General features: G+C 72.1%; 10 protein-coding genes and 2 pseudogenes. 6 read left to right on the top strand and 6 right to left on the bottom strand.

What is annotated here, in order from left to right:
* Window positions 1-6: 6 nt before the first annotated feature.
* From ACWEFL_RS11870 to hutH, 5 genes and pseudogenes are all read left to right on the top strand, one after another.
* Window positions 7-1,104, top strand: coding sequence for an adenylate/guanylate cyclase domain-containing protein (locus tag ACWEFL_RS11870; protein WP_451710628.1), 1,098 nt, complete (start codon window positions 7-9; stop codon window positions 1,102-1,104).
* 344 nt (window positions 1,105-1,448) lie between these two features.
* The gene (locus ACWEFL_RS11865) at window positions 1,449-2,315 is read left to right on the top strand and encodes an enoyl-CoA hydratase/isomerase family protein (protein WP_451710626.1); all 867 of its coding nucleotides are present in this window, start codon (window positions 1,449-1,451) and stop codon (window positions 2,313-2,315) included.
* 102 nt (window positions 2,316-2,417) lie between these two features.
* Window positions 2,418-2,750 (top strand): annotated as a pseudogene (locus tag ACWEFL_RS11860) (diguanylate cyclase); the annotation flags it as partial.
* Window positions 2,751-3,149: 399 nt separating this feature from the next.
* Window positions 3,150-4,106, top strand: a pseudogene (locus ACWEFL_RS11855) (diguanylate cyclase domain-containing protein); the annotation flags it as partial.
* A gap of 229 nt (window positions 4,107-4,335) precedes the next feature.
* A complete protein-coding gene (hutH, locus tag ACWEFL_RS11850; protein WP_451710834.1) occupies window positions 4,336-5,907 on the top strand; it encodes a histidine ammonia-lyase in 1,572 nt (523 codons plus the stop codon).
* 134 nt (window positions 5,908-6,041) lie between these two features.
* Here the strand turns inward: hutH and ACWEFL_RS11845 are convergent, their stop codons facing one another.
* A complete protein-coding gene (locus ACWEFL_RS11845; RefSeq protein ID WP_451710624.1) occupies window positions 6,042-6,323 on the bottom strand; it encodes an LAETG motif-containing sortase-dependent surface protein in 282 nt (93 codons plus the stop codon).
* 430 nt (window positions 6,324-6,753) lie between these two features.
* Here ACWEFL_RS11845 and ACWEFL_RS11840 point away from each other — a divergent pair, with 430 nt between their 5' ends.
* Window positions 6,754-8,016, top strand: a complete 1,263-nt coding sequence (locus ACWEFL_RS11840) for a L,D-transpeptidase (RefSeq protein ID WP_451710623.1) — start codon at window positions 6,754-6,756, stop codon at window positions 8,014-8,016.
* A gap of 173 nt (window positions 8,017-8,189) precedes the next feature.
* Here the strand turns inward: ACWEFL_RS11840 and ACWEFL_RS11835 are convergent, their stop codons facing one another.
* The 5 genes from ACWEFL_RS11835 to msrA form a co-directional block, all read right to left on the bottom strand.
* Complete coding sequence (locus tag ACWEFL_RS11835; protein ID WP_451710621.1) at window positions 8,190-8,558, bottom strand: VOC family protein; 369 nt, start codon at window positions 8,556-8,558, stop codon at window positions 8,190-8,192.
* Window positions 8,559-8,780: 222 nt separating this feature from the next.
* Window positions 8,781-10,412: a hypothetical protein gene (locus ACWEFL_RS11830; protein ID WP_451710832.1), complete on the bottom strand. Its 1,632-nt coding sequence runs from the start codon at window positions 10,410-10,412 to the stop codon at window positions 8,781-8,783.
* A gap of 416 nt (window positions 10,413-10,828) precedes the next feature.
* Window positions 10,829-12,457 carry a ribosomal protection-like ABC-F family protein gene (gene abc-f, locus ACWEFL_RS11825; RefSeq protein ID WP_451710619.1) on the bottom strand — a complete coding sequence of 543 codons (1,629 nt, stop codon included), beginning with the start codon at window positions 12,455-12,457 and terminating at the stop codon, window positions 10,829-10,831.
* 392 nt (window positions 12,458-12,849) lie between these two features.
* Complete coding sequence (locus ACWEFL_RS11820; RefSeq protein ID WP_451710617.1) at window positions 12,850-13,770, bottom strand: phosphotransferase enzyme family protein; 921 nt, start codon at window positions 13,768-13,770, stop codon at window positions 12,850-12,852.
* 245 nt (window positions 13,771-14,015) lie between these two features.
* A complete protein-coding gene (msrA, locus tag ACWEFL_RS11815) occupies window positions 14,016-14,681 on the bottom strand; it encodes a peptide-methionine (S)-S-oxide reductase MsrA (RefSeq protein ID WP_451710616.1) in 666 nt (221 codons plus the stop codon).
* Window positions 14,682-14,869: the final 188 nt, after the last annotated feature.

The raw sequence follows: 14,869 nt of genomic DNA, 5'->3' as shown, positions 1-14,869 counted from the left end.
GGGTCGGTGCATCCGACGCCGCACCACGCGGTCGATCACACCGCGGAGCCGACCGACGACCCCCTGGCCATCCGCCTCGAACAGCTGATCCTCGGCGCCGACCGGCGCTACACCCCCTTCCAGGCGGCCCGTACGGCGGGCGTCTCCATGGAGCTGGCCTCCCGTTTCTGGCGGGCCATGGGTTTCGCGGACATCGGTCAGGCGAAGGCCCTCACCGAGGCGGACGTCCTCGCCCTGCGACGGCTCGCCGGTCTCGTGGAGGCGGGCCTGCTGAGCGAGCCGATGGCGATTCAGGTGGCGCGCTCCACCGGTCAGACCACCGCCAGGCTCGCGGAGTGGCAGATCGACTCCTTCCTGGAGGGCCTGACCGAGCCGCCCGAGCCCGGAATGACCCGTACGGAAGTCACGTACCCCCTGATCGAACTCCTCCTGCCCGAGCTTCAGGAGTTCCTGGTCTACGTCTGGCGGCGGCAGCTCGCGGCGGCCACCGGACGGGTCGTCCAGGCCGCGGACGACGAGGAGATGGTCGACCGCCGGCTCGCGGTCGGCTTCGCGGACCTCGTGGGGTTCACCCGGCTGACCCGGCGGCTGGAGGAGGAGGAACTGGGCGAGCTGGTCGAGGCGTTCGAGACCACCTCGGCGGATCTCGTCGCCGCGCACGGCGGCCGGCTGATCAAGACCCTGGGCGACGAAGTGCTGTACGCGGCGGACGACGCGGGCACGGCGTCGGAGATCGCCCTGCGGCTCATCGACGCGATGAAGTACGACGAGTCGATGCCCGCCCTGCGCGTCGGGATCGCCTTCGGCACCGTCACGACGCGCATGGGCGATGTCTTCGGCACCACGGTGAACCTCGCGAGCCGACTGACATCGATAGCTCCGAAGGACGCGGTGCTGGTGGACGGCGCGTTCGCGCTGGAGCTGATCCGCACGGGCGACGCGCCGAAGTCGGAGACCCAGGCGGCGGAGGAAGCGGCCACGGCGGAGAAGGAGGGCGAGCCCCCGCCCCCGTACCGCTTCGCCCTCCAGCCGATGTGGCAACGGCCGGTGCGGGGTCTGGGCGTGGTGGAACCGTGGCTTCTGTCCCGCCGCGACGTGCTCTGACCTGAGCCGGCGCGGTCGCCGCGCGCGGCCTTCGACGGTGTCCTCGACCGCCGGACAGGCTGCGGGTGCGTCCTCGTTCGCCGCTGACGGGCCGGGGAGTCCCGCGTGCGCCCGACCGCCCCTGCCCGGTGGCCCCGGCCCGGACACGGCTCCGTACTCGATCGCCGGACGGGCTCGAACGCACAGGTGAGGCCGACGGAATCCAGCCCCGTGGGCGTTGACGCGCCGGCCCTGAAGCGGAGACCGGCCGGAGGCGTGGGCGTCCCCGCGTCGGCTGGCCGCCGTCGCCCCGGCGGCGGAAGCCTATGATCCGGTGAACCGTCGTTAACCGGGAGGGTGTTCACATGTCCGAGTCATCCGAGTCATCCGAGTCGTCCACGTCTGCGTCGTCCGCGTCGTCCGCATCCGCGTCGCTCGAGTCTGCGTCCGAGCGCCGGTTCGGCGAATTCGTGCTCGTCCGCAGGCACGCGCACATCGCGGAACTGGTCCTCGACCGCCCCAAGGCCATGAACGCCGTCTCCACCGAGATGGGCCGTTCCATCGCCGCCGCCTGTGACGCGCTCGCCGCCGACCAGAGCGTACGGGTCACCGTGCTGACCTCCTCCAACGACCGCGCCTTCTGCGTAGGCGCGGATCTGAAGGAGCGCAACTCCTTCAGCGACGCCGAACTGCTCCGGCAGCGGCCCACCTCGCGGGCCGCGTACACGGGCGTGCTGGAGCTGCCGATGCCCACTGTGGCGGCCGTGCACGGGTACGCGCTTGGCGGCGGGTTCGAGCTGGCGCTCGCCTGTGATGTGATTGTCGCCGACGACACCGCGGTCGTCGGTCTGCCCGAGGTCTCCGTGGGCGTCATCCCCGGCGGCGGGGGCACCCAGCTGCTGCCCCGCAGGGTCGGCGCCGCGCGCGCGGCCGAACTGGTCTTCACGGCGCGCCGGGTCGCGGCGGCGGAGGCCCGGGAACTGGGGCTCGTGGACCAGCTCGGAGAGGATGCCCGTACGGAAGCGCTCGACCTCGCCGGCCGTATCGCCGCCAACTCTCCCGTCGGGCTGCGCGCCGCCAAGCGCGCCCTCCGGCTGGGGCAGGGGCTCGATCTGCGAGCCGGTCTCGAGGTGGAGGACGGCGCCTGGCGGGCGGTCGCCTTCTCCGGGGACCGTGCGGAGGGTGTCGCCGCGTTCAACGAGAAGCGGAAGCCCGAGTGGCCCGGCGAGTGAGGCCGACGGACTCACTCTGTTCACATAGGTGATCACCCAGAGTCATGCGGCCCAGTTCGCCCCAACCGATCAAAACCACTGAAACCCTCCTAAGCTGGGGTGATGGCTGAGGATCGGCGGTTGCGGGCCGTAGTGGCGTTGGCGCAGGCGATGGCTGCCGCGCAGACTCCGCGTGAGTTCTGGAGCGCCGCGGCCCAGGGCGCGTGCTCCGCGCTCGCCGGGTCGTTCGCGGCGCTGTCCGTGTGGGAGCGGGAGCTGGGACGCCTCAAGGTGCTGGTGAACCAAGGCGACAGGGCCGCCGACGAGGAGGAGTTCCCCGAGTCGGAGACCTATCCCGTCAACCGCTTCCCCGAGATCACGGAGTTTCTTCACGAACGCTGGGCGGGCGGCGGCGAGCCGGAAGCCTGGGTCGAGTCGGTGGACGGCCCCGGCCCGGAACGGGCCTCGTATCTCGATCTCCACCCGGATCCGGACCTGGACGTGGATCCCGATCTCGATCTGAGCCTCGACATGGACCACGATCCGGCCCTCGACCTCAGTCTTGATCCGGATCTCCACCCGTCGGTTCCGGCGGCACCCGCGGAACCGGTCGTGCAGCCGACTGCCGAACCGCTCGTGCCGGGGTACGCGTCCGACGAGCCGGAAAAGGGTCCACCGGCCTCGGGTGCGTCGGATGCGTCGGGCTCGCCGGGTCCTCCGGGTCCTCCGGGTCCTCCGGGTCCTCCGGGCCCGTGGGCGGAGGCCGGTCGCGCCTCGGTGGTCCCCGAGTTCGGTCCGGAGCAGCAGACCGCGCCGGACCAGGAGCCCGGCGCGGCACGGTCGGCCACGGCCACGGCCGGGGACGGGCCGCCGGGGCGCGGCTACGGCTCCGGGGGCCCCGCGCCCCGGACGGCCCGCCCCGACACCGCAGCGGCCGGACCCACCACCCCCCGCAGCTACCGTCACCCCTCGCTCCCCGCCGTCCCCGGCGGGGCCGAGGCGCGGGCCGCGGCGCTGCGGCGGCGGCGCCGGGGGTGCTGTGTCGTCGCGCCGATCGTGCTGCACGGGCGGGCCTGGGGCGAGCTCTATGTCGCCCGGCCGCTGGGCGCGCCCGTCTTCGACCGGGAGGACGCCGACTTCGCGACCGTTCTCGCGTCCGTCATCGCCGCGGGGATCGCGCAGACCGAACGGCTCGAAGAAGTGCGGCGGCTCGCGTTCACGGATCCGCTGACCGGGCTCGCGAACCGGCGGGCGGTCGACACGCGGCTCGACGAGGCGGTGGAGCGGCACCGGGCGGACGGGAGCGTCGTCAGTCTGGTGGTCTGCGACCTCAACGGGCTGAAGCGCGTCAATGACACGCACGGGCACGCGGTCGGCGACCGGCTGCTGGAACGCTTCGGCTCGGTGCTGTCCCGCTGCGGCGCGATGCTGCCGGACACCCTCGCCGCCCGGCTCGGCGGCGACGAATTCTGTCTCGTCTGCGTGGGGCCGTCGTCCGACGACGTGGTCGGGGTCGCGGACGAACTCTGCGTACGGGCCGCGGAACTGGAGCTCGGGGAGGGCGTGGCGTGCGGGGTCGCGTCCACCGGGGACCTGATCGGAGAGATCAGAACCGCCCGCAGACTCTTCCGGCTCGCCGACGCCGCTCAGTACCGGGCCAAGGCGGCCCGCTCTCCCAAGCCCGTGGTCGCGGGCCGGGACGGCACCGTACTGCGGCTCGCGGACACCCCGCCCGTCCCGCAGCGGCAGGAGCGCCGCCGCTTCCGGGGCGCGTCGCCCGACGAGGTCCAGGAGCCCTGGAGCGAGCCCTGACCTCCCGGCCGCGCCTCGGTCTCCCGGCAGCCTCCCGGCGGTCTCCCGGCCAGGTCCCGACCTTCCCGCCGGGCCCTGACCTGCCCGTGACCTGCTCCTGACCTGCCCCTGCCGACGCCCCTGACTGCGCCCCGGCGGCGTCCCGCTCCCCGTGGGCCCCGGTCGGGAGCCGGTCCCGCTGCGACTGGTGACATAGCGCAATTCAATCCGTACGCTCCTGAATATGAATATGCATACAGTCGTGGTGGGGACGTCCGGTACCACCGCCGCCGATGTCATCGCCGTGGCCCGTGAGGACGCCCGCGTCGAGATCTCGGCCGCCGCCTTCGACGCGCTCGCCGCCGCCCGTGCCATCGTGGACGCGCTCGCCGCCAAGCCCGAGCCCGTCTACGGCGTCTCCACCGGCTTCGGGGCGCTCGCGACCCGCCATATCGGCCACGAACTGCGCGCACAGCTCCAGCGCAACATCGTGCGCTCGCACGCCGCCGGGATGGGTCCGCGCGTGGAGCGGGAAGTCGTGCGGGCGCTGATGTTCCTGCGGCTGAAGACCGTCTGCTCGGGGCACACCGGCGTACGCCCCGAGGTCGCGCAGACCATGGCGGACGTACTGAACGCCGGGATCACGCCCGTCGTCCACGAGTACGGCTCCCTCGGCTGCTCCGGGGATCTCGCGCCGCTGTCCCACTGCGCCCTGACCCTCATGGGCGAGGGCGACGCCGAGGGCCCCGACGGCAAGGTCCGGCCCGCGGCCGAGGTGCTCGCGGAGCACGGCATCACGCCCGTGGAACTGCGCGAGAAGGAAGGACTCGCCCTCCTCAACGGCACCGACGGCATGCTCGGCATGCTCGTCATGGCCATCGCCGACCTCCAGCGGCTCTACACCTCCGCCGACATCACCGCCGCGCTCAGTCTCGAAGCGCTCCTCGGCACGGACAAGGTCCTCGCACCCGAACTGCACGCCATCCGCCCCCACCCCGGCCAGGGCGTCTCCGCCGCCAATATGAGCGCCGTCCTCAAGGGCTCCGGGCTCGTCGGACACTTCCAGCAGGACGAGGCCCCCCGCGTCCAGGACGCCTACTCCGTGCGCTGCGCCCCCCAGGTCGCGGGCGCGGGCCGGGACACGCTCGCGCACGCCCGTCTCGTCGCCGACCGGGAACTGGCCTCGGCCGTGGACAACCCCGTCGTCCTCCACGGGGGCGCCGGCCCGGCGTCGGGCACCGGGGAAGGCCGCGTCGAGTCCAACGGCAACTTCCACGGCGCACCCGTGGCGTACGTCCTCGACTTCCTCGCCATCGTCGCCGCCGACCTCGGCTCCATCACCGAGCGCCGCACCGACCGGCTCCTCGACAAGAACCGCAGCCACGGTCTGCCGCCGTTCCTCGCCGACGACGCGGGAGTGGACTCGGGCCTGATGATCGCCCAGTACACGCAGGCCGCGCTCGTCAGCGAGATGAAGCGGCTCGCCGTCCCGGCGTCCGCCGACTCCATCCCATCCTCCGCGATGCAGGAGGACCATGTGTCCATGGGCTGGTCGGCCGCCCGCAAGCTGCGGACCTCCGTCGACGCGCTCGGCCGGATCATCGCCGTCGAGCTGTACGCGGCGACCCGCGCGATCGAACTGCGCCACGGCCTCACCCCCGCGCCCGCCTCCAGCGCGGCCGTCGCCGCACTGCGCGCGGCCCATGTGCCGGGTCCGGGCCCGGACCGGTTCCTCACGCCCGACCTGGAGGCGACCGACGCGTTCGTACGGGACGGACGGCTCATCGCGGCGGTGGAGGCGGTCACCGGCCCGCTGGCCTGACACCGCCGCCCCGGCGGGAGCCGCATCTCGTCGGTACGGCTACGGGGTAGCCGCATCTCGTCGGCACGGGGGAGCCGCACCTCGGTACGGGGAGCCTCGCACCGACTCCGGGCCTCGCATCGACGCCGGGAGCCTCACATCGGTGTGGAGTCCCGCCGCCGTACCGCGAACGCCACGAACCCCGCGCCGACCGCGAGGGACGCCGTCCCCCCGACCAGATACGGAGTCGTGTCGACGCTGCCCGTATCCGCGAGCCGCAGCTCACCGGAGCCCGCGCCCGCCGTGACCGCGGCGGTCCCCTGTCTCTCCGCCTCCGGACGCTCGGCCGTGGCGTTCGCCGAGGGAACGAACCACAGCGCACAGAGCAGAGACCCCGCGGCAGCGGCGGTCAGAAGCGGGCGACGTGCGACGGTCACAGACTCGATCCCCCTTGAGGCATCATCGAGTTGGGCGATTGGCTGATGCTAGTGAACCCGGCGCCCCAGGGGAAAGCCGGGCGGTTCCGGACCACCGACTCCGCCATACGACCACTTCCGAGTCGTTGTGGTATGTACGGTTGGTGGCGGAATGGGTCCCGCGGACCGGCCGGAGCGCGCCTCCGACACGGCCGGACGGGACCTCGACCAGCGAGATGACCGGGAGGATGGCGAGGGGGGCTGGCCAGTTCGCGTCGTACGCGAGACACGTGAATCCGGACAACACGGGGTGCGTGGTGCGCACGACGGCTGGAATAACGGCAAACGGCGAGTGGTATTCGCCACATTCCTTGCGGGATGTGGAACCGGGTACCCAGAGATAGGTGTTGTCCCCAATGGTTGGGAAGTTCGGTCAGGGGACTCGGCGACGATGGAGAAGCGTGTGATGACGTACAGCAAGCGGCGCAGGGGCCTGATGGTCGCGTCCGCTGTGCTCGGCGGTGTAATGGCGCTGTCGGCCTGTAGCGACGGCGGAAGCAAGGACAGCAGCGGCACGGACGCCCCGACGAAGTCGCAGGCCCAGGTCGACGAGGCGGCGGCCAAGGAGGTCTCCACGGCCCGAATAGCCATCGAACCCAAGACCGGCACGAACAACGCGAGCATCAACAACGCCAAGGTCACCGTCACCGACGGCACGCTCACCGAGGTCACCCTCACCACCGCCGACGGTCAGGCCGTCGAGGGCGCCCTCTCCGCCGACGCCAAGACCTGGACGCCGTCGAAGGCGCTCCAGCGCTCCACCGAGTACAAGGTCAGCGCCAGCGCGAAGGACGCCAAGGGCCTGGTGGCCCACGAGAACGCCACCTTCACCACGGTCTCGCCGACCAACAGCTTCATCGGCAACTTCACGCCCGAGGACGGTTCCACCGTCGGCGTCGGCATGCCGGTGTCGATCAACTTCAACAAGGCGATCACCGACAAGAAGGCCGTGCAGTCCGGGATCACCGTGACGTCCACCAGCGGCCAGGAGGTCGTCGGCCACTGGTTCAACTCGCAGCGCCTGGACTTCCGGCCCGACCAGTACTGGCAGGAGGGCTCCACCGTCACGCTGAAGCTCGCCCTGGACGGGGTCGAGGGCGCGGACGGCGTCTTCGGCGTTCAGCAGAAGACGGTCACCTTCACGATCGGCCGCAACCAGGTCTCCACCGTCGACGCCAAGTCCAAGATCATGACGGTCACGCAGGACGGCAAGACGATCAAGACCATCCCGATCTCCGCGGGCGCGCCCTCCACCCCCACGTACAACGGTCAGATGGTGATCTCCGAGAAGTTCAAGGAGACCCGGATGAACGGTGCGACCGTCGGCTTCACGGACTCCGACGGCAAGGGTGAGTACGACATCAAGGACGTCCCGCACGCGATGCGGCTCTCCACGTCCGGCACCTTCATCCACGGCAACTACTGGGGTCGCGGAGTCTTCGGCAACTCCAACACCAGCCACGGCTGTGTCGGTCTGGAGGACGCCCAGGGCGCGAACAACCCGAACAAGCCCGGAGCCTGGTTCTACGACAACTCGATCATCGGCGATGTCGTGATCGTGCAGAACTCCAAGGACAAGACGATCAAGCCGGACAACGGCCTGAACGGCTGGAACATGAACTGGACGGCCTGGAAGGCCGGTTCGGCGGTCTGACCCGGACGTTCCCCGCGACCGGACGTTCCCCGCGACCGGGTGTACCGGGATCGGGACGCCTTCCGCGAGGGGGCGTCCCGGGACCGGGCGGAAGAGCGCGTAACGCAGGCGGCGGCACCCCCCGTGGGTGCCGCCGCTCGCGCGTCGGCACTCGCCTTCTCGTCTGCCCCCGCCTACTCCGGCCGATGGCAGACCGCTTCCACGTTGTTGCCGTCCGGGTCCCTGATGAACGCCCCGTAGTACTCCGGGTGGTACTCGGGCCACACGCGTGGCTCGTGCAGCACCTCGGCACCGGCCGCCACGGCCGCGTCGAAGAACGCGCGCACCTCCGCACGGCCGGAAGCCGTGAAGGCTATGTGCGCCTCGCGCGGCTCGCCGCCCGTCGTCACCGGGCCGATCCAGAACGTCGGCTGCTCCCTGCCCCAGCCGATCACCTCGCCGAGATCGAGCAGCCGTCTCCCGCCGAGCGGGGCGAGCAGACGGTCGTAGAAGGTGGCGCTCGCGGCTGGGTCCGCCACCTGGACTGAGACGTGATCAATCATGGTCCGAGCGTGCCACACGCCACTGACATTCGGCCTGCCCACGGCTGCCCCAGGCCGTGTACCCGCAGGTCAGGCCCAGATGAGGCCCTGCCGGGCCAGCCCCGTCGGGTCGTCTGCCGTGCCAGCCCCGTCGGGCCGTGTGCCGGGCCGGTGCGTCCGCCGGCGCCCCCGGAGCTGCCGCCCCGCGACACGGTGTCCCGGCCCGGACGGCTCGCCCGCCGGTCAGCAGCCCGAGCCCGCCGAGCGCGGGAACCGGTAACGCGAGTCCAGCACGTACTCCCCGGCCCGCTCCACCGTCAGCCGCGTCCACTCGCCGTCCCGCCGCAGGCACGCCCCGTCCGCCGCGCCGCCGACCCGGAGCCACGGCGAGTACGCCACCCGTACCGTCACCGACCCGGCGGACGGCATCCGCACCACCAGCTCGGCGGCGTCGGCGCGCACCACCGACGCCGGAGGCGACACCAGCGGCACCGCGTCCCGCACCTGGTAGATCGTCCAGTCGTCGTCCCGCCAGACCCGCTCCAGCCACGCCGGCTCACTCCGTACGATCGCGGCCTCGCCCTCGGCGGGACCGTCGGGCCGCCCGTGGTGCAGCACCACATAGCCGACCGCCCAGTGGTTCAGCCAGGCCCGGTAGGTCCGGGGGCTCAGCGACCCGTCGTAGAACAGCCGCCCGCGCTCCACGTCGAGCTGACGGTTCCAGCCGCGAGCCATGTTGACGTGCGGGGCGAGGACGGTCGCCTCACGGTGATCGCGGGCCGGGACGACCTCGACGCGGGTACGGTCCGCGCCCAGCCGCTCCAGCTCCCGTACGACTCCGCCGGTGTTCGAAGCCCACGAGGGCACGGAGTTGGAGACGGCGAGATCGTCCTCGGTCTTGTCGGCCAGCCAGTAGGCGTTGATCACCAGACCGATGACCAGGACGGCGACCGGGACCCTCCGGAGCAGTACGGTCCGGGATCCGCCGGAGCGCAGGAGGGCAGCCGCCCCGCCCGCCGCGGACACCGTCGCCAGGACCGCCGCGAGCAGTACCGGCGGCCCCGCGAGCCCCGCCAGCCGCTCGACGTTCCGCCCGATCGGGGAGGGGGTGAAGAAGGTCAGCACGACGCCGAGTGCGTACACCCCCGCTCCGTACCGCACGATCCGCCAGTCGCGCGGCGCGGCGGCGACCAGGACCGCGCAGACGAAGAGCGCCAACCACAGCTTCTCGCTCTGCATCGGCATCTCCCCCTTGAAGGGGAAGAGCAGCGTCGTCGCCCCCACCACGACCGCCGGCGGCACCAGCAGCGCCACGGCCTCACGCCACCGGCGGTCCAGCAGATACGCGGCCCCCGCGACGACGAGGAAGAGGCCGGCGACCGGACTGGCCGCCGTCGCGAGGAGCGCGCACACGGCGGCCACGGCCGGGCGACGCAAGGACAACAGCGCGAAAAGGCCGATCGCGACGCCCAGGGCGAAGGTGGTACGCCCAGAGGCGATATTGGCCCAGAGCGCGAGCGCCCCGGCGAGCGAGGGCCACAGCGGGTGCGGCACTCCGCCCCGCCCGACGAGCCGCGCCAGCGCCCAGGTCGCGGCGAGACCGGCCGCGACGGAGACCGCCCGCACACCGAACAGGGCCATCAACGGGGGAGTGAGCAGACTGTAGTTGGCGGTGTGCATCCCGCCGTACCAGGAGAGGTTGTACGCGGACGACGGGTGCCGCTCCGTGAAACCGGTCCACGCCAGCTGGGCCGCGAGATCGCCGCCGCCGGTCGCGAGCCAGCCCGCCCACAGCACGTACAGCGGTACGACGACGGCGGTCGTGACGAGCGGGACACCGCCGCGGCCGAGCCGACGCCGCCACCGGGCCCGCACGGTCTCCCGCTCGCCCTCCCCGCGCTCCGGCCGGTCCTGCCCGTGAGCCCGCGCGCTTCCTTCCGCGTGTTCCTCAGCGTGTGTACGCCCGGTCGTCTCGTCCTGCCGTTCACTGATCCCCACACGGAAACCCTAATGGCGCAATGTCGCCGGTCCCGAGCGCGGCTTGTGGCCTCCGGCCTCGGGCCCGCCGGGACCGCCCGGGCCGGGGCGCGGCGAACGCGACGCGGGAGCCCGGCACCCTGGCCCGGAGGCAGACCCGACTCACAGGCCACCCTCCGGCCCGGAGTTCCCCTCCGGCCCGGAGGCCGACCCGACTGGGAGGCCCCCGAGGCCCGACCCGGCCCGGAAGCCACCCCTCGGCCCGGAGACCAACCCGGCGAGGCCCCCGGCCCAGGCCCCCGGCCAGGTCCTCGTCAGGCCCTGCGCCGCCCGGAGCGCAGCTCCAGCCGCTCACCCCCGAACCCGCTTCTGAACCGCCGGTCGTGCGAGACCGCGACGACCGCGCCCTCGTACGCCGACAGAGCGTCCTCCAACTCCTCCACCAGGCTCAGCGCCACATGGTTGGTCGGCTCGTCGAGTACGAGGAGATCAGCGGGCGAGACCAGCAGCCGGGCCAGTTCGAGCCGCCGCTGCTGCCCGATGGAGAGAGCCGCGACCGGAACGGCCAGGTCCTCCTCGCGGAACAGCCCGAGGCCGAGCAACTCGGCCGCGTACTCCTCGGGAAGCCCGCGCCGGCCCGAGGCGTACGCGCTGAGCAGCGGTCGCGGCGACGGTGCGGCCGGCAGTTCCTGCGGGAGATAGCCGACCCTGACCCGTTCCGGACGGCGGACCGTGCCCCGATCGGGACTCAGCTCGCCGGCCAGCACGCGCAGCAGGGTCGTCTTGCCCGCGCCGTTCGGGCCGGTCACCAGCAGCCGCTGCCCGGACTCCACCCGGAGGCCGTCCAGTCGCAGCCGGTCCGCGACGGCGATGTCCGTCAGCTCGGCGAGCCGCCCCTGGCCGCCTGCCGTGACGGGCCGCGCCCGGAACCGCAGCGGCTCGGGCGGTTCGGCCACCGGCTCCCGCCGCAGCCGGTCCAGCCGCTGTCGGGCCGCTCTGACCCGGCCGGACAGTTTGGCCTCACGCGAGCGCCGGTGCTTGCCGAACCCCTGGCCCGGATCCTTCCCGGTCGAGGCGAGCCGCTGCCCTGCGGCCGTGACCAGTTCCTCCGTACGCGCCAGCTCGTCCAGCCACTCCTGATGCTCCCGCTCCCGGCGGTGGCGGTCGGCGGCCTTGGCGGTCCGGTAGCCGGCCCAGCCGTCGCCGTACCGGTGCACCGCGCGGGTGTCCCCGTCCACCTCCAGGATGGTGGTGGCGACGCGTTCGAGGAACGCCCGGTCGTGCGTGACGGCGACCACCGTGCCGCGATGGCCCCTGAGATGGGCTTCCAGCCACTCGGTCGCCTGCCGGTCGAGATGATTCGTCGGCTCGTCGAGCAGCAGCAACTCGGGTGCCGCGGCCAGCACACAGGCCAGCGCGAGCCGCGACTGCTCCCCGCCTGAGAGCGTGCCGAGCGCGCGGTCGCGGGGGATGCGGGCGAGCCCGAGCCCGTGCAGCGCGGCGTCGACGCGGGCGTCGGCCTCGTATCCGCCGCGCGCCTCGAAGGCGGCCAGCAGATCGCCGTACGCGCTGAGCGCCTCCTCGCCCGGATCGGCTTCGAGGCCCTTCTCGGCCTGCCGCAGCCGCCGCTCGATGTCCCGCAGCTCGGCGAGCGCGGCATCGACGGTGTCCCGCACGGTGTTCCGGGGGCCGAGCCCGAAGGTCTGGGCGAGCGTCTGGGCGAGATGCCCGGTCCCGCCCGGTGCGCTGACGGTGATCTCCCCGCTGTCGGGGGCATCGGCCCCGGCGATCAGCCGGAGCAGGGTGGACTTCCCGGAGCCGTTCTCACCGATGACCCCGGCGCGTTCGCCGGGCCGGACGGTGAGCGACACCTGATCGAGGACGGGGCGGGTGCCGTACGCCTTGGAGACGTCCTTCATGGTCAATTGGGCGCGTTCGCGCATGCTTCTTTCCCTGATGACGAAGATGAGGGTTCATTCGAAACGGGCGAAGACGGACGGCAGCGGAGCGATCACTCGTGAGCCGACAGAGGTCGGCCGAGTTGCTCGAACACGGCGTCCGCGCCCGGAATCAGAGAAAGAAGTAGTGCATGTACGAACCCATGCGCGCAGTCTACCGACCGCCCGTTCCGGCGCACCGCGTCACACGATCACCCCGGTGCCTCCGGCCTGCGCACCACCGCAGAATCGGGTGCTCCCGAGCCGTGGTCGGTCGTACATGTCGGCGTACATCAGTCGCATCCGATGCTGCCGAGCCGGTCGCAGTGGGGTCACGCACCGGTCCTTTCCAGAACGCGGGTACGCGACCACTCGTCCGGCTCGACGGCGGGTAGGCCCTACCAGGGGTGCCAGTCCCGTGGGCCGTCGTCGTCGCGCAACCCGGCGATGCGACGCCGGTACTCCTCGGCGGTCTTCTCGTTCTCGGTGACGTTCTGCATGAGCCATGTGGTCATGTGGAACTCCTGGATCCCGCGCAAGGTGTCGTAGCCGGGCCAGTCCCGCAGATCGCGCCCGTACTCGCGTACGAAGTCGGCGTACTGCGTATCCGTCTGCCACCCGAGGCTGTGATGTTCCACGGCCGTGACCATCAGGTCCCACTCCGGGTGGTCGAAGCCGAAGTTCTCGAAGTCGATCAGGATCACCCGGCCCTCGGTGTCCACCATGAGGTTCTGGATATGCGCGTCCCCGTGGACGGGTCCCTTGGCCGATGCGAACCGTAACTCCGCGTGCTTGGCCCTCAGTTCCCGGTCCCGCTGGCGCAGGAACTGCCGGTCGTCCTCGGAGATGCCCACGGCCCGCTCGATGCGGAGATCCGTACGCCCGAACACGTTGTACGGCGGCAGCTCCAGGCCCGCAGGCGGTGTCAGCGTGTGCAGATCCCGCAGCACCGCGCCCAGCTCCCCGTAGGTGGCCTTCCGGTCCGCGCCCCGGATCAGATGCCAGAAGGTCACCGGATGCCCGTCGATGGACAGCGGCTGCTCAAGGTCGTCGACGACCCGAGCGGCCGGAAACCGCTCAGTCGCCAGCCAGCGGGAGACCGCCAGTTCATTGCGCGCGAACGGCAGATACTCCACCGACCGCGCGATACGCGCGATCACCGGCTCAGCCGCCAGCCGGAACAGCGCGTTCTCCCCGAAGCGGATCAACTCCGCCCCTCTGCCGTCGAGCCCCACGGCCCGACAAGCGGCAGCCATCACTCGCGCCGCCTCGGCCGAAGTGAAACCTTCTCTCGATCCTTGAGCAGCACCAGCCGCCATGCCGAAAATCAGCTCCCCAGTCGCGCGACCCACCGGCACGCGTACTGCGGGCGACCAAGCCGACGCGCACCGGACACGCCACCGACGGTACCGATCCTCCGGTGCCCGACACGGGCTTGGGGGAACGCCCCCGTGCCGGGGCCGGTTGCGCAGGCGGTTCGTGAAGCTCGGGGAAGGCCCGCTGAGCCGTGCTGAGTCGTGCCGTGCCGTGCTGGCGTCAGCCGTCAGCCGTCAGCCGTCAGCCGTCAGCCGTCAGCCTTGGCCACACCGATCGGGCAGGCCACCCCCGTACCGCCGATCCCGCAGTACCCGGCCGGGTTCTTGTCCAGATACTGCTGGTGGTACGCCTCGGCCGGATAGAAGGGCCGGTCCTCCGCGGGCAGGAGTTCCGTGGTGATCGCGCCGTAGCCCGAGCCCGTGAGGACCTTCTGGTACGCCTCGCGGGAGGCGGTCGCCGTGGACGTCTGGGCGGGGGAGTGGGTGTAGATCGCCGAGCGGTACTGCGTGCCCACGTCGTTGCCCTGGCGGAAGCCCTGGGTCGGGTCGTGGGACTCCCAGAAGAGCTTCAGGAGCTGCTCGTACGAGACGGTCTGGGGGTCGAAGACGACGCGGACCGCCTCGGTGTGGCCGGTCAGGCCGGAGCAGGCTTCCTCGTAGGTGGGGTTGGGGGTGTGGCCGCCCTGGTAGCCGACGAGGGTGGTCCAGACGCCGGGGGTCTGCCAGAACTTGCGCTCCGCGCCCCAGAAACAGCCCAGGGCGAAGTCCGCGACCTCCAGGCCGTCGGGGTACGGGCCGAGCAGCGGGTTGCCCAGGACCGTGTGGCGGTCGGGGACCGTGAAGGCGAGGTCCGGCCTGCCGGGGAGGGCCTCGTCCGGGGTGGGGAGGGCGGGGGCGCGGCGGGACACGAACATGCGGGCTCCTCCTCAGGGGCGCTTCGGTATGGGTGGAACGCTTCGGGAGGCGGTGGAATTCCTCGGTCCGGCAAGCGTCGGGCCCCACCGGGAGCGGAGCCCCCGGCCGCCCCCTCGCGTACCCCTGCCGCCAAGGCTCCGCCCCCCGCCGCCAGGCTCCGCCCGGACCGCCCGCCGCCGTTGCGGCC

The sequence above is a fragment of the Streptomyces sp. NPDC004838 genome (assembly GCF_053600955.1).
The sequence above is the reverse complement of the archived record's forward strand: the minus strand, read 5'-3'. Positions and strand labels throughout refer to the sequence as shown.

Coding starts and splice junctions, on each gene's coding strand:
- ACWEFL_RS11865 (WP_451710626.1), top strand. CDS start 1,449: ATGTCCGAGTCATCCGAGTCATCCGAGTCGTCCACGTCTGCGTCGTCC.
- hutH (WP_451710834.1), top strand. CDS start 4,336: ATGCATACAGTCGTGGTGGGGACGTCCGGTACCACCGCCGCCGATGTC.
- ACWEFL_RS11840 (WP_451710623.1), top strand. CDS start 6,754: ATGGAGAAGCGTGTGATGACGTACAGCAAGCGGCGCAGGGGCCTGATG.
- ACWEFL_RS11835 (WP_451710621.1), bottom strand. CDS start 8,558: ATGATTGATCACGTCTCAGTCCAGGTGGCGGACCCAGCCGCGAGCGCC.
- abc-f (WP_451710619.1), bottom strand. CDS start 12,457: ATGCGCGAACGCGCCCAATTGACCATGAAGGACGTCTCCAAGGCGTAC.
- ACWEFL_RS11820 (WP_451710617.1), bottom strand. CDS start 13,770: ATGGCGGCTGGTGCTGCTCAAGGATCGAGAGAAGGTTTCACTTCGGCC.
- msrA (WP_451710616.1), bottom strand. CDS start 14,681: ATGTTCGTGTCCCGCCGCGCCCCCGCCCTCCCCACCCCGGACGAGGCC.